This window comes from Parahaliea mediterranea, assembly GCF_017255185.1.
Taxonomy (GTDB): domain Bacteria; phylum Pseudomonadota; class Gammaproteobacteria; order Pseudomonadales; family Halieaceae; genus JAFKCZ01.
In genome coordinates, this window is the sequence record NZ_JAFKCZ010000016.1 from 72,069 (window position 1) to 92,380 (window position 20,312).

Sequence of the window (20,312 nt, forward strand, 5' to 3'; positions counted from 1 at the left end):
GAGTATAGACCCTCAGCCGGGCAGGCGGTCTCGCGCCCAGCTCGCCAGTGCCAGCTCCCGCGCGGCGGCCACTTCCGGCTCGGGTACCGCGTCCAGCGGCGGCACCGACAGCGGCTCGTCGTGAAAGATGTACAGCCGCGAGGCCAACTGGGGAAAGGGCAGGGAGGACTCGCCGAAGCGCTCGCCGTTGCCCTGGGTGGACACCGTCACCTCCTGGCCCCAGTCCTGGCCGCTGTCGTTGTTGGGGTTGTAGAAATACACCCGCATGGTGCCCGCCTGGTCCAGCGCCACCCGCATCAGCGAGATGGCGTGCCAGCCCACGAAGCGACCCAGGCTGTCGGTCATCGCCAGCCCCGCCGGCTGCGGGTGGATCATCGGCTGGTTGCCGTTGTAGAGCGGGTGGTAGCTGGCGAAGAAGTGGCGCAGGAAGCGGTCGTAGTCCTTGAGCTGGCCGCTGCCCACATCCACCGCGATGGCGAACTCGCGGCCCACCCACCAGCCGTGGAATTCGGGGTTGATCCAGCAGTGGGGGTCTTCGCCGCGGCCGGCGCAGCGCTGGCCCATTTCGTGGTAGATGCGGTCCAGGTGCGGCACCAGCAGGGTGGACACCGGGTCGTTGTCGATCGGCACGCTGAGCCCCAGGCCTGCCGCCAGGGTGCCGGAATTGATCGCCTGGCCCTCGAAGTGCATCAGCAAACTGTCGAAGCGGGCGACCTGGGCGATCATCTGCAGCAGGTAATCCGGGTCGCTGTAGGCCCACATGGAAATCGCCCGGGCCGACTGGCAGGTGGGATTGTTGCCCTGGCCGACGCCCAGCGGCTGGCCCAATACCGCGATCACCGCGGCCAGCAGGTAGACCCCCGGGGGGTGGGCGGTGCCGAACACCACCGCCAGGGTATTGGCGGCCTGGCCGGACAGGGGCAGGGCGATCTGCCGCCACAGCCCCGGGGCGATCGCGGGCATGTACAGGATGCCGCGCTCCAGCAACATGGCCAGGCCGTAGACGGCCTGGGCGGTCTCGGTGTGGATCGCCTCGGTGATCAGGCGGTAGCTGAGCTCGGAATAGCACTGCAGGCAGTCGCGGCCGGTACTGCTCAGGCCCAGGGCGTCCGCGACCAGTTCCTGGCGGCCCACATTCAGCAGCCAGCGCAGGAAGCTGGCGTGGTAGTCCGACACCAGCCCCACGTCGTGCATGGCCCGGGCGAAACCGCCGGCCTCCTGTTGCAGGGCGTTGAAATCCATCGCCTCCAGGCGCTCGCGGTAGGCGGGCAGGCCCGGGTCGTCGATGCAACCCTGGGTGGGGCCGAACAGGGCGGAGATCAGCCGGTCCGCTCCCAGGCGGGCGTCGCCGATCAGGCCCTCGCTGCGAGTCAGGGTGAGGGCGATCTGGGTGATCATGGCCTTGACGTTCTGCACTTGTAACGGCCGCTGCCCGAGTATGCGCCAGATCTCGTCGCAGAGTTTGCCGAGGATGTCCTCGTAGCCGATGTGCTCGACCAGGAACGCGAACAGTTGATCGACCACCGGGGTCAGTTCACTCTGCCGAAGGCGCAGGACCTCGCTGGCGCTGCCGGCGAATACCCGGTTCAGGTTGTGCGCCATGACCTGGGTCAGGAAATGCCGGGCCTGCTCCGGGGAGTAGCCCGGGCAGATGTGCTCGCCGTTGGCCACGGCCAGTGCCCGCAGCAGGCTGATGCACTCGATGGTGACCGACTGCCGGTCGCCCTGCTCGAAGGTATTGGCCACCAGGCCGGCGAGCAGGGTTTCCGGGTGCTGCCAGTCGCTGCCGTGGAAAATGCCCGCGGCGTCCAGCCTGGGCGCCAGACGGTAGAGGCGCGCGATGCCATCCGGCGCCAGCAGCAGGCGCCGGGCCAGTTCCAGCACCGAGGGCGCCATGCCCGGCTTGGCAAAGGGGCGCGCCCGTTCCAGGCGCTGCACGGCGGATTCAATGGAGCGCTCCAGCGAATCCACCGGCGCCGCAGCCTGTCGGCTGCCAGTTTCTTCAGACATAGAAGTCCAGACTCTCCTGGTGCTTGAGCAATTCCCGCATACGATAGGGGTCGTCGCCGAAGAAGTACACCAGGCCCCAGTGGGTGCCGAAGGCGGTGCGCTTGGTGACCTTGTTTTCCAGCGGCGCCTGCAGCTCGTGGTATTCGAAGAAGGGGTCCTGTTCGGTCTCCTCGGGAATCACCAGCTCGCTGACCACCCGGCGGCGGGGGTACACGCCGAAGCAGCCCGCGTGGCCGGTGGCGTCCACTACCTCCTTGGGGAAGAAGTCGGTAATTTCCTCTTCGGTGGTGTGCGGGTCGAAGCACAGCACGGTCGCCTGGTAGGCATTGAAGCCGTAGGCGCGCTCCAGCAGCTCGAACACTTTGAAGCCCGGCGGGCGGTAGGCCACTTCGCCGAAGTACATTTTGCCGTCGCTGGTCACGAAGTACTCCGGGTGGATGAGACCGAAGGAAATGTCGAAGGTATCGATCAGTTTCTCGATCTCCTCGGTGATGCGCGGGCGCCACTTTTCCAGCTCCGGGGAGGCGGGCACGAACACCGAGTACCCCAGGGTGACGTATTCGCTGATGTTGAGGAAGCGGATCTTGCCGTCGTGAATCCAGGCCTCCACCGCGAACTCCCAGCCGTCCAGGTGGCTCTCCATGAGCGAGGGAAATTCCTCGTCGGGGATGCTGTCGACCTCGTCGGGGGTGCGGATCACCCGGTGGCCCAGGCAGCCGGCCTTGTCGAAGGCCTTGAGGTGGATCGGGTCGTTGGGGTCGCCGTCCAGCTTCAGCAGGGCCTGGTTGACCCGCTTGAGAAAGCGGATGACGTCGCTTTTGTCGTGGGCTTCCTCGAAGATGCCCACGCGGATGCCGCCCAGCTGCGCGCGGCGCTTCATCAGCGCCTTGTCGCGGAACAGCAGCGACTGGCCGAGCAGGCGGGGGTTGTCCAGCAGCACCGAGTTGATGGCGCCGGCCCACTCCACGGTCTCCTCAAATAGGGGGATGGCCACGTCCACGCCCTCCTCCTTCAGGCGTTCGGCCAGCTCCACCGAGCGGTCGTTGATGCGCTCGAAATCCCAGGAAATGAAGGGGATGTTGTTGCTTTCGGCGTATTCCCGGGCCCACTCCGGGGCCACCACCACGTAGCGGCGGTCTTCCATGCGGTCCACTGCGTCGATGGCGTTGAGTACCCAGCCCAACAGTGCCACGTAGCCTTTGTTGCCCTTGCTGTTTGCCATACTCGCCTCCTGCTCATTGCGCCAGCGAGCCTGAAGGCATGTCGGCAGGACGCTGGCTCCAGTGATGTGTTACCGGCGCATAGCGGGAGTTACCACCCCTGCATTGCGCACGGGCCCTACAGTCTCTCGCAGTGGGTCTGGATACGCAAATCGGTGGCCGTGAGCCGCCCGGCAAATCGCCGGGCGCCGTGGCCGCCGACTGTGCTACATTGCCGCTGCGTAAATCGCGCTAATCGGGAATTCTTTGATGACAGAACGACGCTGGCCCGCGGAATGGGAAGCCCAGGACGCGGTGCAATTGACCTGGCCCCATGCCGACATGGAGTGGGGCGGCAACCTGCCCGCGGTGGTCGATTTGTACGAACAGCTGGTCGCGCGCCTGGTGACCGCCGGGGCGGTGGTAATCGCGGCGCCGCCGGCGAGTGTGGACGGGTTGCGACGGCGCTTTGCCGACCTGCGGCTGCCCACGGCGCGCATCCGCTGCTACCCGGCGGCCAGCAATGATGTCTGGGCGCGGGATCACGGGCCGATCACGGTGCTGGGCCAGGACGGTCCCCGCCTGCTGGATTTTTGCTTCAACGGCTGGGGCGGCAAGTACCCGGCGGAGCACGACAACGCGATTACCGCCCGGCTGCACCAGCTGGGCGCCTATCCGGGCGCTGAGCTGGAATCTGTCTCGCTGGTGCTGGAGGGCGGCGCCATCGAGAGCGATGGTCGCGGCACGCTGTTGACCACCGAGCGCTGCCTGCTCAACCGCAACCGCAATCCGCGGTTGGACCGGTCCGCCGTCGAGGCGGCGCTGGGCGCCGCGCTGGGGCTGCGCCATGTCAACTGGCTGCGGCACGGCGCGCTGGAAGGGGACGACACCGACAGCCATGTCGATACCCTGGCGCGGCTGTGCCCCGACAACATCATCCTGTACCAGGACTGCGACGACAGCGCGGATAGCCATTACGCGGAGTTGTCGGCGATGGCGGAGGAGCTGCGCGGTTTGCGCGATGCCGACGGGCGCCCCTACCGCCTGCTGCCACTGCCCTGGCCAATGGCCCAGCACGACCCCGACGACGGCCACCGCTTGCCGGCCACCTACGCCAACTTCCTGGTGTTCAACGACCTGGTGCTGGTGCCCACCTACGACGATCCGCGGGATGCCGAGGCGCTGAAACAGGTGAGCCGCGCCTTCCCCGGCCGGCGCATTCAGGGGCTGGATTGCCGGCCGCTGATTCGCCAGCACGGTAGCCTGCACTGTATTACCATGCAATTGCCCAGGGGGGTACTGGCCGCGGGCCAGCCCTCGGGCGGGAGTGAACAACCATGAGCAAGCTGAGTGTCGGCATCGTGCAGCAGGCCTGCGGGGATGACCCCGCGGCCAACCTGCAGCGCAGCATTGACGGCATCCGCGCCACCGCGGCGCGGGGCGCCCGCCTGGTGGTGTTGCAGGAACTGCACCGCAGCCGCTATTTCTGCCAGCAGGAGGACACCGCGGTGTTCGACCTGGCCGAGTCCATTCCCGGGCCGTCCACCGAGGCCCTCGGCGCGGTGGCCCGGGAGCTCGGCGTGGTGCTGGTGACCTCGCTGTTCGAGCGCCGGGCGGCGGGCCTGTACCACAATACCGCGGTGGTCCTGGAAACCGACGGCAGTATCGCCGGCATCTATCGCAAGATGCACATTCCGGACGACCCGGGCTATTACGAGAAATTCTACTTCGCCCCCGGCGACCTCGGCTTCGAGCCGATCCAGACCTCGGTGGGGCGTCTCGGCGTGCTGGTGTGCTGGGACCAGTGGTTTCCCGAGGGCGCCCGCCTGATGGCGATGGCCGGGGCGGAGCTGTTGATCTACCCCACGGCCATTGGCTGGGACCCCAATGACGACAGCGCCGAGCAGGCGCGCCAGCGGGACGCCTGGATCACCATCCAGCGCTCCCACGCGGTGGCCAACGGCCTGCCGGTGATCAGCGTCAACCGCATCGGCCACGAACCGGACCCGGCGGGCGGTGCCGGGGCGCAATTCTGGGGTTCCAGCTTTGTCGCCGGGCCCCAGGGCGAGATTCTGTGGCAGGCCGATGATCACTCGGAGACTTTCCAGGCCGTCGAGGTCGATCTCGCCCGGGGCGAATCGGTGCGCCGGATATGGCCCTACCTGCGAGATCGCCGCATCGACCACTACGGCGACCTGACACGCCTTTACCGCCGCTGAAGGGCCGCTACACCAGCTCCAGCAGGGCCAGCAGGATGGCGTAGCGGGCGCCCTTGCCCGCGCAGGTCAGGGCCAGGAAGACGCTGAAACGGACCCGCATCATGCCGGCGATGAAGGTCAGGGCGTCGCCGCCCACCGGCAGCCAGGCGAACAGCAGGGACCACACCCCGTAGCGCTGGAACCAGCGTTGGGAGGCCCCGAGCTTATCCCGGCGAAAGGGAAACCAGCGGCGGTCCTGGAAGTGCAGCAGGTAGCGTCCCAGCACCCAGTTGACCGCGGAGCCGAGGGTGTTGCCGGCGGTGGCCCAGGCCCACAGCGCCAGGGGGTCGTGGCCGGCCCGCAGCAGGGCGGCGAACACCACTTCCGACCAGGCCGGCACCAGGGTGGCGGCCAGGAAGGCGCTGGCGAACAGCCCCAGGTAGGTCGCCATCAATCCTCGCTGTTGTCAGGTGCCTCGACCAGCGCGCCGAGGGTCTCGCGGGCGTCGCCGGACTGGTTGCGCAGGCGTTCGAGGATATCCCGCTCGGCGGAGGTGAACGATTGCTTCCCCAGGTGTCGGTCAATCAGCTCCGCGAGACGCTGTTCCGCCTCCAGGCGCGGGCGCAGCAGCGCGCGCGGGCTGCCCCCGTCCACCAGCCAGCCGCTCACCCGGTCGACAAATTCCTCCAGGGTCTCGCGGTCGCGGTCCGGCAGTACCGGCAATTCCCCGGCGCGGCGCACCGCCGCCGCCAGCTCCTCGAGCAGGTCGCGCTTGGCGGTGGCGAGGGCGGCCAGGGGCCGCTCCAGCGCCGGGTTGTCGATGCTGGTGGCGAGTTCATCCAGGTGATCCACGCAGGACCAGCCGCTCTCCAGCACTTCCTGGCGCGCTACGGAACGGTCGTCGCGCAGTATGCTCATATCTCGGTCTCCCGTGGGGCGATCACTTCCAGCGCCTCAGGCAGCACTTCCATCTCCGCCGGTGTGTGGGTGGCGGGCTCGCCGTCGGTGTACATTTCCAGGCTCGGCGAGGTGCGAATGCTGAAGCGCCGGCCGGACACGGTGAAGGTGTTGGCCGACTGACGGTGCCTGCCGTTGCGCCACAGGGGCGCCAGCAACAGCAACTGCCAGAAGCCCTGCGGCTCGATACTGTATAGGTGCAGCAGGCCTTCGTCGATCGCGGCTTCTTCGTGAATGACATTGCCGCCGCCGTAAAAACGGCCGTTGCCGACCGCGAGCTGGATCGAACGCAGGCGGAAATGCCGGCCGTCGACATCCAGCGATACGCGAAAGGACTTGCTGCGCGAGAGCGATTCGAGCAGGGCCTTGAGGTAGCTCAATACGCCGAGGTCGCGCTTGACCTCGGCGGTGAGCGAGCGACTGACCTGTACCCCCAGGCCCACGCTGGCCGCGTTGAGGAACAGCTTGCCGTTGACCCGCCCCAGATCGACCAGGCGGCTGTGCCCCCCGGCGATCACCTCGAAGGCCGGCTCCAGTTCAAGTGGAATACCCAGTGATCGGGCGAAGTCGTTGCCGGTGCCCAGGGGCAGCACCGCCAGGGGCAGCTGGCAGCGGTGGAGGACGTCGACGGTGCTGTGCAGGGTGCCGTCGCCGCCCGCCAGGATCACCATGTCGGTGGTGGTCTGCTGGGCCTCAATGGCGTGGATGCTCTGCGCGGGGTTGTCGGATTCGACGCAGTTCACCGTCAGCCCGGCCGCTTCCAGCCGGGCAATGCCCTTCTCCATGTCGGCGCTGTCCGCGGACCGGCTGTTGGGGTTGACGATCAACAGTGCGCGCTTGTGGCTCAATGGGTGCTGCCTCTGTTGCGCAGTGGCGGGTGGGCTTGTTTGTTGCTCGTCGCGGCTGTGGCCGCGAGCCAGCTGTGGAAACTATCGGCCCTATCGCCGTGCCAAGTCAAATCTCCGTGCGCCCCGTCGTGCCCGGGCGCCGGTCTCAACCGGGTTCCGGGTACTGCCGCAGAATAAGCGTGTCGCCGCGCTGGGTAAACTCGATGTGCTTGAGGAAGGACATGCCCAGCAGCACCTCTTCCATCGCCAGCCCGGGGGTTATGGTGGCGGGCACGTTGTCGAGGGCGATGTCGCCCACGCTCACCCGGTCCAGGCGGGTGGCGTAGGCGGTGGCCAGGCCGTTGGCGGTGCGGGTGGTCAATTGACGCCCGGGCTCCAGGTCGAGGGCGCGGGCCAGGTCCTGCGGGACCGCAATGCCGGTGGCGCCGGTATCGAGCATGAACACCACCGGGTGGCCGTTGATGGCGCCGGCGGTCAGGTAGTGTCCGCTGCGGCTGCGCTTGAGCACCACCTCGCGCGCGCCATCGTCCAGATAGTGGGTATCGACGCGCTGGTTGGGGTTGTATTGCCGCTCGAGGCGGCCCGATATCCAGGCGCCCACCAGCGCCATGAATACGACCCAGGCCAGGGCCTGCATTACCAGGCCCATGCGTTTGTGCTGGTGTGACTCGCTATCCAAGGGCTTGGGGGAGGGCGCCTGCGCGCTCAGTGCAGGGCCGTTGTCGGCCCGGCCCGGCCCGGGTCGCCCTCGGGGAACAGGTAATCCAGCCGCAGGCATTCTTCCGCCAGCTGCCGGGTGCCCTCCATGGTCATCACCACGAAGGCGGTAAACTGGTCCCGGGTGAGGCCCGCGCTGGTGGGCAGGAAGCCGGCGATAACCAGTTGCGGGGTGGCGTCGTCCACCACGTCCAGGAATATCTTGAGGGTGGGGAAGTCCATGTTCAGCCGGGTGAGGTCGGCGGACAGGGGCAGCAGGGCCATGGGGCGCACTTCCAGGCCGGTGGAGAACACCAGGCCGTAGTGCTCCAGCATGATGCGGCTGTCCACCACCCCGTCAAGGGCCTGCAGGGCGCGCACGTGCAGGCCCTCGCACTGGCCGCAGAGCTCGAAGTCGACGCGGGTTTCCTTCAGCCAGCGTTCGAGCAGGGGGCGATCGGGTTTTTCGATGGAGGGCATAGCGTAATGGGGTCGGTGAATCGTGCTGCGATTCTACGACAGCGCCCCTCCCGCTGTCACACCGGATCGGCAAACCCGGGGCTTTTCGCGCCCCGGGGCATCCGGGATCGTTCAGCGGGAAATGGTATAACCCAGCTGTTCCAGCACGAAGCGGTCTTCGTCCATGTTCCAGCCGCCGGTGATCTGGTTGTCGTCGTTGAACTCAAAGCGCGTCACGGTCCGGTTGACGTAGGTGATGCCGGTGTCATCCTCGGTTTCAGTGAACTCGTCGACCACGTAGACCACCCGGCCATCGCCGATGACCTCGACGATCCTGCCCTCGTCGACCGGCCACTCGTCGGCATCGCCGAAGGCAATGTTCTCCAGCACGTCGGCCTTGCTGCTCTTGCGGTCGATGACGCCGCGGCGCACCTCGATGGGTATTTCCTTGCCGTCGCGCTTGATCACCGCGGGCACCGGTTCGCCGGGTTTGCCGCGGAAGTTCAAGCGCTCCCGGTTGTCGTCGGTGGCCGGCACACCCGCCACGGAAACGAACACGTCTCCCGCGCGCAGCACCTCCGAGGCCGGGGTGCCCGGTATGACTCCGGCAACCACCACCTGTTCATCGTTTTGGGGGTCCAGGTAGAAGCCGAGGCCAACATAGCGGTCGGGGCTCCAGGAACCGTCGCTGGCCATGTGTTTCTCGACATAGGCGGCGAACGGGGCCTTGCCGGCGTGGGCGGCCTCGACCCAGCCGCGGGCGATCGCCTCGCGATCACTCGCGTCACCGGCCCGGGCGAGCCCGGCGGCGGCAACCAGGACTACGGGTAACAACCACTGATAGCGCTTATTCATGCTCTGCTCCTTGTGAACAGATACCAGATACAGCCGCGGAGGGAATGCCCCGTGGCGGGGCGTCTATGGAGTGTAGACCGGCTTTAAGTGAGCGCAAGCTAGTGGATCGCGCGCATGCTATCCAAGGGTTCGACCCTATTTAATGCCGGACTCGAGAATAAAGGCCTCGAGCTCCTTGTCGATGCCCATGACATGGCGCAGGAACCACTCGGTGAGGAAGGTGGACGCGGCGGGCAGGAAATCGGGGGCGTCGGGGCCGTGGCTGTGGAACAGGCTGTCCACCTCCCGCTGGAAGCGGCGGTGGGCGCGGATATGCTCCTCCAGCCCGGGATAGCCGAGCGCGCGCATGTACTCCTCCTCCAGGGCGAAATGGGTGTTGACATAGTCCTGCAGGCGCTGCAGTACCTCGCGGCCGGCCCCGGGCCGCGCCATCATGTCGAGTGTTTCGAACAGGGCCCGGTGCTGGGTGTCCTGCCAGAGGATATCGCTGGTCTTGGGGATCGTGGACAAAGCCGTCCTCCGCGACCGGGTCGCGTTGCAGTGGGGACAGTCCCCAGCCTGTCAGCAACAGGCCGGGGATGCATTGACCTCGATCAAGGTGCCTACTTGACTTCGATATGTCGTTGCTGCGGCGCCTTTTCCTCCGCCTTGGGCGCCTCCAGGGTCAGTACGCCGTCCTTGAAGCTGGCCTTGATGTCCTCCTGGTGAACATCGCCGCCGAGGTTGAAGCTGCGCAGGAAGCGCCCGTAGCGCCGCTCCTGGCGAATGACCCGGCCCTCTTTTTCCTCCTTGTCTTCCTGGTTCAGCTCCGCCTCGATGGTGAGCAGGCCATTGTTGACGCTCACCTTGATGTCCTTCTTGTCGACCCCCGGCAATTCCGCGGTGATCTCGTAGTGCTTGCCTTTCTCGCGGATGTCGACCCGGGGCGAGAAAAAGCTGCCGACGTTCTGCTCGCGGTTGGCGGGCGCCCAGAAATCGTTGAAGAAACGGTCGATGTCGAACAGGCTATCGCGTGGTATCAGAGACATGTCGCACCTCCAGGGTTGGGTTGATGACCTCTGCCTACCACTATAAATAATGTCTTTGGTGCCGGATTCAATCCCTCCCGCAACGCTGTTTGACCTGGGTCAAGCCCGGGCTGCCGAAAGTGTCGACCTTGGTCGGATGGCAACACCCGTCGCCCGGGGTTACAGTGTCCGGATCGCGTAAAAACGCCGGAGGTTAACAGCATGGCTTATCGGGATGACTATCGCCGTTCCATCGAGGAGCCCGCGGCTTTCTGGGCGGAGCAGGCCGCCGCGCTGGACTGGTTTACGCCGCCGCAAACCGTACTCGGCCGGGACGACAACGGCGTGGACCGCTGGTTTGTCGACGGCGAGCTGAACACCTGCCACCTGGCCCTCGATCACCATGTGGCGCAGGGGCGGGGCGGGCAGGTGGCGGTCTACTATGACTCGCCGGTCGCCGGCGCCAAGCGGGCAATCACCTACGCGGATTTGCAGCGCGAGGTGGCGCGCTTTGCCGGCGCACTGGCCGCCCTCGGCGTGAACAAGGGCGACCGGGTGCTGATCTACATGCCGATGGTGCCCGAGGCCGTCGTGGCGATGCTCGCCTGCGCGCGGCTGGGGGCCATTCACTCGGTGGTGTTCGGGGGCTTCGCCGCCCACGAGCTGGCGGTGCGTATCGACGACGCCCAGCCGGTGGTGGTGGTGTCGGCGTCCTGTGGCATCGAGGTGGACCGGGTCATTCCCTACAAGCCCCTGCTCGACGCCGCGATTGACGCCGCTGCCCACAAGCCGGCGCACACGGTTGTGTTGCAGCGTCCCCAGGCGATGGCCGACCTTCAGGCGGGGCGGGATTTCGATTGGTCGGCGTTGACGCGGGACGCGGAACCCGCGCCCTGCACGCCGGTACTCGCCACCGATCCCCTGTATATCCTCTACACCTCTGGCACCACCGGCCGGCCCAAGGGCGTGGTGCGCGACAACGGCGGTCACGCGGTGGCGATGCACTACAGCATGAAGGCCATCTACGACATGAACCCGGGGGAGGTGTTCTGGGCCGCCTCGGATGTCGGCTGGGTGGTGGGGCACTCCTACATCGTGTACGCGCCGCTGATCGCGGGCCTGTCCACCGTGCTGTACGAGGGCAAACCGGTGCGCACGCCCGACGCTGGCGCCTTCTGGCGGGTGGTGAGCGAATACCGGGTCAAGGCCCTGTTCGCGGCGCCCACCGCCTTTCGCGCCATCCGCAAGGAGGACCCGGAGGGGCGGTGTCTCGCCGATTACGACCTGTCCTGCCTCAAGACCCTGTTCATGGCCGGCGAGCGGCTCGATCCGCCCACCTATCACTGGGCCAGGGACCTGCTGGGGGTGCCGGTGGTGGACCACTGGTGGCAGACCGAAACCGGCTGGGCCATCTGCGGCAATCCCATGGGTATCGAGCCGATGCCCACCAAGGCCGGTTCCGCCACCGTGCCCGCGCCCGGTTTCGACGTGCGGATTCTCGACGGCCGCGGCGAGTCCCTGGGGCCGGGGGAGCAGGGCAGCGTGGCCATCAAGCTGCCCCTGCCGCCCGGTTGCCTGCCCACGGTCTGGGGTAATTTCCCCCGCTTTCGCGACGGCTACCTGTCCACCTATGCCGGCTACTATGTCAGCGGCGATGGCGGCTACCGCGACGAGGACGGTTATGTCTTCATCATGGGCCGCACCGACGATGTCATCAACGTCGCCGGGCACCGCCTGTCCACCGGCGAGATGGAGGAGGTGCTGGCCGGCCACCCGGCGGTGGCGGAGTGCGCGGTGATCGGCGTGCACTGCGCGCTCAAGGGCCAGAAACCCCTCGGCCTGATCCTGTTGCGGGATGACGCCGATATCGACCCGAAGCAGCTGCGGGACGAGCTGGTGGCGCGGGTGCGGCAGGAAATCGGTGCGGTCGCCAGTTTCAAGGAGGTGCTGGTGGTGCCGCGCCTGCCCAAGACCCGCTCCGGGAAAATCCTGCGCAAGGTGCTGCGCCAGATCGCCGATGGCGAGGACTATGCCGTACCCTCCACCATCGACGATCCCGCCAGCCTGCCGGAACTGGCGCGGCTGCTGGCCGAGCGCGCGGCGGGGTAACAGGCGCGCGGCACTCCGCTTGCCGCGGCGCAATTATTTGTACGACCCGTGACTTCAGTCGAGCCCATCCCGGCCGGGTGACTGGGCAGGGAGCTCGCGGCAGGCTACCGTGGTGCCCACATCGTGTCGCAGTGGGGTGCCAGCGTGGACGACTACCGGGCCATAGAAAATTTGATCTACCGCTACGCCGAGCGGATCGACGCCGGCGATCTGGAGGGTGTGGCCGAACTGTTCCGCCACGGCGCGATCACCGCGCCGGCCCACGACAGCCGGGTGGAGGGCTATCGGGCGGTGCTGGACATGTACCGCGCCAGCTGTCGCATCTACCCGGAAACCGGTACGCCCCGCACCCGCCATATCACCACCAACGTACTGGTCGAAGTGGCGGGAGAGGAGGCCATCGCGCGCTCCACTTTTACGGTGCTGCAGGCCACCGAGAGCCTGCCCCTGCAGCCGATCATCACCGGGCGCTACAGCGATCGCTTCCAGCGGCGCGACGGTGCCTGGGTGTTCCGCGAGCGCGCCATGCATGTGGATTTTGTCGGTGACTGCTCCGCCCACCTGCTCTACGAACCGCCGCGGCCGGGATGAATGTCCTTTGTGCCCACCGTTGTCGCGGTCGGCGCGGCTCAGGGCCGCACGATCCGGTCCACCGGGTAGCCCCAGACGCCGACGCCGCGGGAGCGCGCGATTTTCTCCAGGGTCTGGTATTCCACCGACGCGTCCGGCAGTGCCACCGCCCAGCCCTGCCTGAGCAGGTAGGCGGCCAGGTCCTCCCCCTCGTCGAAATGTCCGGCGCCCACCCGGCACCAGCCGTTGAGGCTGCGGTCGGCGTTGCGCGAGAGGATTTCACAGCGCACGAAGCCATCGATTTTGAACTTCAGCGCCAGCGCCGCCCGCGGGCCGCAGACCGGCGGCACGCGGTAGGTCTGGCAGGTGCGCTCGGTGTCGGGGATGTGGATGCCGGAGAGGCGGATGGTGTAGCCATCGATCTTCAGCGTGCCATCGTCGTTCACGCGGGCGTAACTCGATATCTCGCGGGCGTCCGCCTGGGGGGTGTGCAGGGCGGCGAGGGGGCCGGCGGCAAGCGCCAGAATGCAGGCGATGACTCGATGGCTCATGAAGAAGATACGCATTGGGCCTCCCGTCAGATTAGACCACGGGGGCGGGGCGCGCATTTTGACGGCCGTACAACGGGGCGCCGTGCAGCGGGCGCCGTGCAACGCGCCCCGTGCAACGCGCGCCGAGCACATAAGGCTTTTGCTGGGCGCGTCCTTGTGGTAAATATGGCGCCCTGGCATCCACATCGATTGCAGCGCGGGTATCGTATAGTGGTATTACCCAAGCTTCCCAAGCTTGAGAGAGGGGTTCGATTCCCCTTACCCGCTCCACTTTTCCTTAAACTTTCCCCAGCCTTTCCCCCCAGGCTATTCGCCGCCTGGACCCTTGCCCTGTTGCTGGCGTTGTTCGCCGCCCCGGGCCGGGCCGCCTCGCTGGTCACCCCCGAGGGCCGGCAGGCCCCGCTGTGGTCCGAGACGCAGCTGGGGCAGGAGAGCGCCCGCATCGCCCTCTACCGCAATGGCGATATCAGCGCCTGGTACCTGCGCCTGGCGGGCCGCGAGCAGCCCCACGCGCACCGCGAACAGGAGCTGCTGGTGCATGTGCTCGAGGGGCGCGGCGCGATCCATTTCGGCGAGCGCGTGGTGCCCATCGGCCCCGGTGACGTGGTGCTGATTCCCCGCGGCGAGGAACACTGGGCGGAAAGCACCGGCGACAGCGCCCTGGTGGTGTTCGCGGCCTTTACACCGGCAGAATAAAACCCCGTGGCCGCGGGCCACCTATCGAGGAGGATTGAGTCATCCATACCTTTACTGTTGAGAAAACCCTGGAAGCGCCCCTGGACAAGGTCTGGGCGGTGGTGTCGGACTTCGCCAACCTCGACTGGTTCGGGGGCGCCGAGCGCGTGGAGGCGGTGGGCGAGGGTGTCGGCCAGGTGCGGCGCATCTTCATGCCCGGCATGGACGCCCCGGTGGAGGAAAAACTGCTGGCCAGGGATGCGCAGCGCCACTGCGTCGAGTACGCGGTGCTGGAAGGCGGCATGAACGTCATGCGCGACTACCGCGTGGCGGCCAGCCTGTCTGACAACGGCGCCGGCGGCACGCTGGCGCGTTGGGAGGCCGCGTTCAGCGGCGTGTCCGTGGAGGGGGTAGACCCACAGGACATGATCGACGTGATGCAGGGTACCTACGACGGCATGCTCGACGCCATAGCCATCGAGGCGCTCAAGCGCTAGCAGGCTGTTGCAAGACACCCTGCTGGAGCAATAGCGACTACTCCGCCTCCCCGCCCGAGGGGCGCGCGTACTGGTCGTTCAGGGCCTGCACGAAACCGTCGGCCTCCCCGAGCACACTGTCCAGCTGTCGCCGCCGCCAGCGGCCCCAGCCCCGGGGCGTCGTGCTGGCGGAGGAGTCCCACCAGGCGCGCAGGTTCCAGCCGAAGGCGCGCACCAGCGGCGCCTGGTCGCGCGCCAGGGTTTCGTCCTTCTGCAGGCCGCGCAGTACGCTGTTGCCGGCGATGGCGCGCAGTTTTCCGTGCAGCAGCCAGGCGGCAAGGCCCACGGTGGCGACCAGGGCAATCTGCAAGGGCACCGTCAGCTCGGCGAAGGGTGTCAGGTACAGGCCGTCCCAGTGCCCGCCGCTGATGCTCCACCACAGAAAGAGCCCGATCAGCGCCGAGAACACCGGCGCGCTGAGCCAGGCGGTGCGCCGGCGCCACTGTCGCCGGGCCTCGCTCAGGCGCGGCACCTGCACGTCGCGCAGGTGGCGGGCGGTTTTTTCCAGCACGCCCACCACCCGGTAGGCGCGCTCCACTTCCACCTGGTGGATGCGCGCCTCGATGTCGTCCAAATCCTCGTCGCGCTTGCGTTCGAGCCGCTCGCGGACCTGCTCGTTGTCGATGGTGGTGCCCGAATTGCGGGCGTAGATGCGATAGAAGCGCCCGGCGGTCAGGCCGTGCTGGGCCAGCGCGCGCTGCCAGGCGGCAACCACCTCCTCCGGGTTGTCCTCGCGGGCGGTGTTGTCGATCTGGTTGAGTACGTAGAGGAACTTGGTGGCGTCGGGGCGCCGTACCGTGTCCGCCACCAGGTGCTTGAGGGTGTCGGCCATGGCGCCGGGTTCGGGGTGGCGGGCGTCGAAGAACACCAGAACCAGGTCGGACAGGTCGATGATGTGGTCGGTGATGAGCAGGGTGGAGGTGCGCTGCTGGTCGGCGTCGAAGCCCGGGGAATCGATGAAGATCTTGCCCCGCAGGGACTCCGCCTGCACGGTCTTGAGTTGCAGGTAGGAGTCCACCCGCCGGCCCTCGCCCTCGGCGACCCGTTCGATGTCGCGGCTGATCTGGTAGAAGGGGAAGCGGGGGTCGCTGTCCAGGGCGAGGCCCGGCAGGGCGGTGCTGGCGGCGCCGGTGCCGTAGCAGATCACGGTAAACTTGTCGTCCACCGCCTGGTTGCCGGTGCGCTGCAGGTCCTGGCCCACATACTGGTTCATGAAGGTGGATTTACCCGCGGAAAAAGTACCCAGTACTGAAATGACCGGCCACCAGGACACCTGGGTGGCATAGGAGTCCTCGCTGCCCATCAAGCCCAGTTTGCGCGCGATCCTGTCGAGGCGCTGGAAGCTCTGCACGCAGCCCGCCAGTACCGGGTTCTCCCGCTTGAGGTGGGTTTCCAGGCGTTTGATGCGTTCCTGGGTGGTATTGCCCGTCACAGTGAACCTCCTTTCATCCCGTCGGCGCGGGGCATGATGTCAGGGCATGGGTGGCGGCTTGCGCTGGATCAAATCCGCGGCCATGGTTTCCAGCAGGCGGAATGTGGCGGTCGGGTCCTGGCGCTTCATGTCCAGCAGCTGCATCTCGGGGCCCTCGCCCACCGCGATTTCCTCCACGCCGCCGGCGAAACCGTCGGCGATCACGCGGGCGCAGTCGTCGACGTCCATGCCCTCCTCGATGGCCTCGTCGGGCCGATTGAAGGCGGTGCCGTCACCGGCCAGGGCATTGTGGGCCACCGCGGTGCGGATGGAGCCCGGGACGATGGTGGTGACGTTAAGACCCAGATGGGCGATTTCCACCCGCAGGGCGTCGAAAAAGCCCATCACGCCGTGCTTGACCGCGCAGTAGCCGGTGCGCAGGGGCGCGCCGACCTTGCCGGCGACACTGGACGTGACCGCGAGGGTGCCGCTGCCCTGCGCCACCATGGTCGGCAGCACCGCCTTGGTCAGGGCGATCTGGCCCAGCAAGTCGACGTCGATCAGTTTTTTATAAACCGCCAGATCGGTATCGATACACAGTGAGCGCTGCGACAGGCCGGCGTTGTTGACCAGCAGGTCGATACGCCCGAAACGCTCCAGCACCTGCGTCACCGCCGCCGGCATGAGCTCGTGCCGCTCGACATCCAGCGGCAGTACCAGGATCGCCGCGTCCTCCACGCCGGCGTCGACGCATTGCCCGCGCACCGCCTGCAGTTGGCTTTCGCGGCGCGCCGACAATACCAGGCGGGCGCCGCGGCGACCCATTTCCCGGGCCAGCGCGGCGCCGATGCCGGAAGAGGCGCCGGTGATCCAGACCACGGCGTCGGTGAATTCGAAGCGTTTGCTGTTTTCAGGCATGGTTGTTTTCCCGTTGATTATCCGCGCTTGAGGCGCTCGGCGTGGTGGCGTGTCAGTGCCAGGTAGCGGGGTGTCAGCCCCACATCCTCGAAGATCGGGTCGCCCTGCTCGTCGCGGGCGATAACCTTGCTGCCCTGCACATAGGGCAGGTGCGACACCAGTTCATCCAGTGCCACCGCAAGCAGGTCGGTGATCAGTTGTTCCCGGGTGCGGCGGGGAAACATCTCGGCCAGGGCCTCGATCTTGGCGGCGTCCTCCAGGGGCAGTTGCACGCTGTAGTGGTCCCGGGCCAGGTCCCCGGCGGCTTCCTGTTCCCAGTGAGAGACCAGTTCGCTGATTTGCATGGGCATCCTCCGCTTTACCGCGCGGCCGGACCGCCGGCCGTTCAGGCAAATCCTAGCACGTTGATCTCGCGGGTGGTTGAAAAACAGCCGCGTATTCGCCCGCGGCGGCGGCGATTGATTTCCGCGCGCCCCTGCGGCGCCTGCCTTTTGGGGTGTGGGCTTCGGCATTTCGTCTATGCTGTGGAGAGAGGTGGCGCAACGGAACCGGATGACGTCCCCCGGGGTCTCAATCCCCAGGCCAGAGGAGAGAGTTATGCCAGCACCGGAAGAGAACATGAAAGCCACGCCGGAGGACAAGTTGGGTTCCCAGCCATCGCGCTCGGGCGGCTTCCCGGTAAAGGCGGTGTTGATTGTCGCGGTTATCGTCGCGGGCTTGTTCCTGTTGTTCTATCCCAGTGGGGATGAGACAGTTCAGGAGCCCGTGAGTGAGGCGCCAGTGGTGCCCGCGGCGCCCGAACCCGAACCCTTGCCACCGGCCGAGGACATTCCGGCGCCGGTGGAGCCCGTCACCCCCGCGCCGCGGGAGGAGGCACCGCCAGTGGAGGAAGAACCGCCGCTGCCGGCGCCCCGGGATAGCGACCCGCTGATGCGCGAGCAGATTGTGGCCGCCGGGGTGGAGGGCGAGCTGGGGGGCTTTGCCGAGGGCGATAACCTGGTGCAGCGCCTGGTGGCCCTGGTCGATGGCGGCAGTCGGGGTGTGGTACTGCGCAAGATTCTGCCGATGAAGGCGCCCGGCGAGCCGTTTGCGGTGGATGTTCGCGAAGACGGGATGTACCTGGATCCAGCGGGCTACGAGCGCTACGACAGCTACGTGGATGCGGTCGTCGCCCTGGATAGCGCGGCCATTGCCGACAGTTTTCACGCGCTGCGGCCACTGTATGAAACAGCCTACGCGGAACTGGGGCTGCCGGCCGACGACCTCGATAACGCGGTGATCCGGACCCTCGACCGCATTATCGCCACCCCGGATGTCAGCGGGCCCATTGCCCTCGAGCGGAAGTCGGTGATGTACACCTATGCCGACCCGGAACTGGAGGCCCTGCCGGCCATCCAGAAACAGTTGTTGAGAATGGGACCGGACAATATCCAGCGCCTGAAGGCCAAGGCCAGGGAATTGCGCGAGGGCCTGCTCAGCCCCGGCGCCTGAGGGGACGGGCGGTTGGTGCCGGCACTCCAGAAGGGGTGCCGGCGCGCAGGTCCCGCGCTAGCGGTACGCTGCCACGATCTCCGCGATCATGCCGTCGATCCGGCCCTGGTCGAAGTTGCCCAGGCGTTCGCGCACGGCGGGGTCGGTGTCGTAGCTGACCGTGGCGCCGGCGCCGGCGAACATGATGGCATTGGGCAGTAGCGGGTGGTCGATGTCGTCGCGCACCTCCAGTTCGGTGGGGTTGCCCGCCGCCGCGAACCAGCGCTCCAGGTAGTCCTTCCAGCTCAGGTTTTCGTCGCCGATCAGGTAGGCCTGGCCACTCTCGCCGTTTTCCAGCGCCCCCAGCACTGCCTGGGCCACCGAGTGCGAGGTGATGTGATTGGTGCCGCCCTTGGGGGCAAACACCGGCATGTCGGGAATGTTGCCCGCGGCGTAATTGACCAGCGCGGCGATGTGCGGCACCTCGGTGCCGGGAATGTGGCCGAGGACGAAAGGCAAATCCAGGGTGCACACGCGGAAGCTGTCGCTGCTCAGGGCGCGCACGGCGCGGTCGGTGTTGTAGCGCGAGGTGACGTAGGGGCACTCGCCAATGCGGTGCGCGGCCACCTGGGGATAGAAGGTGCCGATATACACCACGCTGCCGATGCCGGCGTCGCGGGCGGCTTCGATGGCCCGTGGCACGGCGATGTCATTGGCCTGGCGGTACACCTCCTCGGGTGTTTTCGAGCCGTCCATGGGCACGTTGCGAATATCCGCCGCGGCGGAGAACACCAGGGCGTCGTAGCCCGCCAGGCGGCCATCGCCCAGGTCGTCGTTGATGTAGTCGCCGGCGACGAAGGGCAGCTCCGCCAGCACCGGGGCGCCGGGGCGCTTGCGCGACATGATGGTGACGTCGTGACCCTGCGCCTTGAGGTGCAGTGCGGCATCGCCGCCGATCAGGCCCGAGCCGCCAATGACCAATACCTTCATTTCCTGTTCTCCTGTTGCAGTTGTTTGAGCAGTTGCGGTGCGTAAACCAGATTCTTGTCGGCGAAAGCGGCGGCGCCTTCCGCGCAGGCCAGCCAGCGGATCACCTCGGCGATCTCTTGTGCGGTAGAGGGCTTGAAGCGGGCGGCGGCCGCCTCGCCGAAGTTGTTGGCGCGCATGACCTCGGTATAGACGAAACCGGGTTCCACGTTGAAGTAGCGCATGCCCGGCCCGGGGTGTTCCACCCGCAGGCTCGGCACCATGCGCATCAATGCCGCCTTGGAGCTGGGGTAGGCGAAGCTCCAGCCTCCGTCCCCGGGCGGGGCGGGTGGGTCGTTGACCGCCGACGCCGAGACCATGTTGATGACCGTGCCGCTGCCCCGTTCCAGCATGCCGGGGAGGGCGGCCTGCACCGCCGCCAGCGGGGTGAGTACATTGCCCTGGTAGATGGCCTGGGCCTGCTGGGCGGTGACCTCCAGCAGGCCTTGCATATTCCCCGGGCCCTGATAGCAGGCATTGTTGAACAGCAGGTCGATACGGCCCAGTTGGCGCTCGGTCTGGCGAATGGCGTCGATCACGGTTTGCGGGTGCAGGATGTCGGAACGCAGGCACAGGCACTGCCGGCCCAGGGCCCGCACCTGCGCGGCGGTTTCCGCCAGGCTGCCCGGCAGTGTCCGGGTGTTGCTGGCGAAACTGCCGTGCTCGTGCCGCTCGCCCTGTTCCAGGGTGCGCGCGGTGATCGCCAGGTCGAAGCCCGCTTGCGCCAGGGCAACGGCGGAAGCCGCGCCGATGCCGCGGCTGGCGCCGGTGATAAAGGCCACGGGGGTGGGGGTAGTGCCGGTCATTGTCGTACCAG

At 67.1% G+C, this 20,312-nt stretch carries 23 protein-coding genes and 1 tRNA gene; 8 read left to right on the forward strand and 16 right to left on the reverse strand.

Annotated elements, in window-relative coordinates:
• Positions 1-12: 12 nt before the first annotated feature.
• A complete protein-coding gene (locus JYP50_RS18500) occupies positions 13-2,010 on the reverse strand; it encodes a hypothetical protein (RefSeq protein WP_206562046.1) in 1,998 nt (665 codons plus the stop codon).
• Positions 2,003-3,232, reverse strand: a complete 1,230-nt coding sequence (locus tag JYP50_RS18505) for an ATP-grasp domain-containing protein (RefSeq protein WP_206562047.1) — start codon at positions 3,230-3,232, stop codon at positions 2,003-2,005. Before JYP50_RS18505 ends, JYP50_RS18500 begins: the two co-directional genes overlap by 8 nt.
• 247 nt (positions 3,233-3,479) lie before the next feature.
• Between JYP50_RS18505 and JYP50_RS18510 the strand changes: the two genes are divergently transcribed.
• Positions 3,480-4,550, forward strand: a complete 1,071-nt coding sequence (locus tag JYP50_RS18510) for an agmatine deiminase family protein (protein WP_241263303.1) — start codon at positions 3,480-3,482, stop codon at positions 4,548-4,550.
• On the forward strand, positions 4,547-5,428 hold the full coding sequence (locus JYP50_RS18515; RefSeq protein ID WP_206562048.1) for a carbon-nitrogen hydrolase: 882 nt from the start codon (positions 4,547-4,549) through the stop codon (positions 5,426-5,428). The genes JYP50_RS18510 and JYP50_RS18515 overlap by 4 nt, the downstream gene beginning before the upstream one ends.
• Positions 5,429-5,435: 7 nt before the next feature.
• On the opposite strand, the gene JYP50_RS18520 is transcribed toward JYP50_RS18515, so the two are convergent.
• From JYP50_RS18520 to JYP50_RS18555, 8 genes are all read right to left on the reverse strand, one after another.
• Positions 5,436-5,858 carry a YqaA family protein gene (locus JYP50_RS18520; RefSeq protein WP_206562049.1) on the reverse strand — a complete coding sequence of 141 codons (423 nt, stop codon included), beginning with the start codon at positions 5,856-5,858 and terminating at the stop codon, positions 5,436-5,438.
• Entirely contained in the window at positions 5,858-6,325 is a 468-nt protein-coding gene (locus JYP50_RS18525; protein WP_206562050.1) for a hypothetical protein, read from the reverse strand. Before JYP50_RS18525 ends, JYP50_RS18520 begins: the two co-directional genes overlap by 1 nt.
• Positions 6,322-7,212: a lipid kinase gene (locus tag JYP50_RS18530; protein ID WP_206562051.1), complete on the reverse strand. Its 891-nt coding sequence runs from the start codon at positions 7,210-7,212 to the stop codon at positions 6,322-6,324. The genes JYP50_RS18525 and JYP50_RS18530 overlap by 4 nt, the downstream gene beginning before the upstream one ends.
• Positions 7,213-7,357: 145 nt before the next feature.
• Entirely contained in the window at positions 7,358-7,861 is a 504-nt protein-coding gene (locus JYP50_RS18535) for a retropepsin-like aspartic protease family protein (protein WP_241263304.1), read from the reverse strand.
• A gap of 56 nt (positions 7,862-7,917) precedes the next feature.
• Positions 7,918-8,388 carry a YbjN domain-containing protein gene (locus JYP50_RS18540; protein WP_206562052.1) on the reverse strand — a complete coding sequence of 157 codons (471 nt, stop codon included), beginning with the start codon at positions 8,386-8,388 and terminating at the stop codon, positions 7,918-7,920.
• Between the two features lie 111 nt (positions 8,389-8,499).
• Positions 8,500-9,222, reverse strand: coding sequence for a PDZ domain-containing protein (locus tag JYP50_RS18545; RefSeq protein WP_206562053.1), 723 nt, complete (start codon positions 9,220-9,222; stop codon positions 8,500-8,502).
• Between the two features lie 135 nt (positions 9,223-9,357).
• On the reverse strand, positions 9,358-9,732 hold the full coding sequence (locus JYP50_RS18550) for a bacteriohemerythrin (RefSeq protein ID WP_206562054.1): 375 nt from the start codon (positions 9,730-9,732) through the stop codon (positions 9,358-9,360).
• A 92-nt stretch (positions 9,733-9,824) separates the two neighbouring features.
• Positions 9,825-10,250, reverse strand: coding sequence for an Hsp20/alpha crystallin family protein (locus JYP50_RS18555; RefSeq protein WP_206562055.1), 426 nt, complete (start codon positions 10,248-10,250; stop codon positions 9,825-9,827).
• A 201-nt stretch (positions 10,251-10,451) separates the two neighbouring features.
• On the opposite strand from JYP50_RS18555, the gene JYP50_RS18560 reads away from it, so the two are divergent.
• Together JYP50_RS18560 and JYP50_RS18565 are read left to right on the forward strand one after the other, a co-directional pair.
• Positions 10,452-12,338: a propionyl-CoA synthetase gene (locus JYP50_RS18560; RefSeq protein ID WP_206562056.1), complete on the forward strand. Its 1,887-nt coding sequence runs from the start codon at positions 10,452-10,454 to the stop codon at positions 12,336-12,338.
• Between the two features lie 123 nt (positions 12,339-12,461).
• The gene (locus JYP50_RS18565; protein ID WP_206562057.1) at positions 12,462-12,929 is read left to right on the forward strand and encodes a nuclear transport factor 2 family protein; all 468 of its coding nucleotides are present in this window, start codon (positions 12,462-12,464) and stop codon (positions 12,927-12,929) included.
• A 38-nt stretch (positions 12,930-12,967) separates the two neighbouring features.
• On the opposite strand, the gene JYP50_RS18570 is transcribed toward JYP50_RS18565, so the two are convergent.
• Entirely contained in the window at positions 12,968-13,474 is a 507-nt protein-coding gene (locus JYP50_RS18570; protein ID WP_206562058.1) for a thermonuclease family protein, read from the reverse strand.
• A 181-nt stretch (positions 13,475-13,655) separates the two neighbouring features.
• Between JYP50_RS18570 and JYP50_RS18575 the strand changes: the two genes are divergently transcribed.
• The 3 genes from JYP50_RS18575 (at position 13,656) to JYP50_RS18585 (ending at position 14,631) form a co-directional block, all read left to right on the forward strand.
• Positions 13,656-13,729 (forward strand) — tRNA-Gly (locus JYP50_RS18575).
• 63 nt (positions 13,730-13,792) lie between these two features.
• A complete protein-coding gene (locus JYP50_RS18580) occupies positions 13,793-14,155 on the forward strand; it encodes a cupin domain-containing protein (protein WP_206562059.1) in 363 nt (120 codons plus the stop codon).
• Positions 14,156-14,196: 41 nt separating this feature from the next.
• A complete protein-coding gene (locus JYP50_RS18585; RefSeq protein WP_206562085.1) occupies positions 14,197-14,631 on the forward strand; it encodes an SRPBCC family protein in 435 nt (144 codons plus the stop codon).
• 37 nt (positions 14,632-14,668) lie between these two features.
• Here the strand turns inward: JYP50_RS18585 and JYP50_RS18590 are convergent, their stop codons facing one another.
• From JYP50_RS18590 to JYP50_RS18600, 3 genes are read right to left on the reverse strand one after another with little or no spacing between them, the layout of a single operon-like run.
• Positions 14,669-16,102, reverse strand: coding sequence for a dynamin family protein (locus JYP50_RS18590; RefSeq protein WP_206562060.1), 1,434 nt, complete (start codon positions 16,100-16,102; stop codon positions 14,669-14,671).
• Positions 16,103-16,141: 39 nt separating this feature from the next.
• Positions 16,142-16,999 (reverse strand): SDR family NAD(P)-dependent oxidoreductase, encoded by an 858-nt coding sequence (locus tag JYP50_RS18595; protein ID WP_206562061.1) that lies wholly within the window; start codon positions 16,997-16,999, stop codon positions 16,142-16,144.
• A 17-nt stretch (positions 17,000-17,016) separates the two neighbouring features.
• On the reverse strand, positions 17,017-17,343 hold the full coding sequence (locus tag JYP50_RS18600; protein ID WP_206562062.1) for a type 1 pili tip component: 327 nt from the start codon (positions 17,341-17,343) through the stop codon (positions 17,017-17,019).
• 253 nt (positions 17,344-17,596) lie between these two features.
• Between JYP50_RS18600 and JYP50_RS18605 the strand changes: the two genes are divergently transcribed.
• Entirely contained in the window at positions 17,597-18,490 is an 894-nt protein-coding gene (locus tag JYP50_RS18605; RefSeq protein ID WP_206562063.1) for a DUF3014 domain-containing protein, read from the forward strand.
• A gap of 57 nt (positions 18,491-18,547) precedes the next feature.
• Here JYP50_RS18605 and JYP50_RS18610 read toward each other — a convergent pair whose 3' ends face one another.
• Positions 18,548-19,459 carry an NAD-dependent epimerase/dehydratase family protein gene (locus tag JYP50_RS18610; protein ID WP_206562064.1) on the reverse strand — a complete coding sequence of 304 codons (912 nt, stop codon included), beginning with the start codon at positions 19,457-19,459 and terminating at the stop codon, positions 18,548-18,550.
• Entirely contained in the window at positions 19,456-20,301 is an 846-nt protein-coding gene (locus JYP50_RS18615; RefSeq protein WP_206562065.1) for an SDR family NAD(P)-dependent oxidoreductase, read from the reverse strand. The genes JYP50_RS18610 and JYP50_RS18615 overlap by 4 nt, the downstream gene beginning before the upstream one ends.
• Positions 20,302-20,312: the final 11 nt, after the last annotated feature.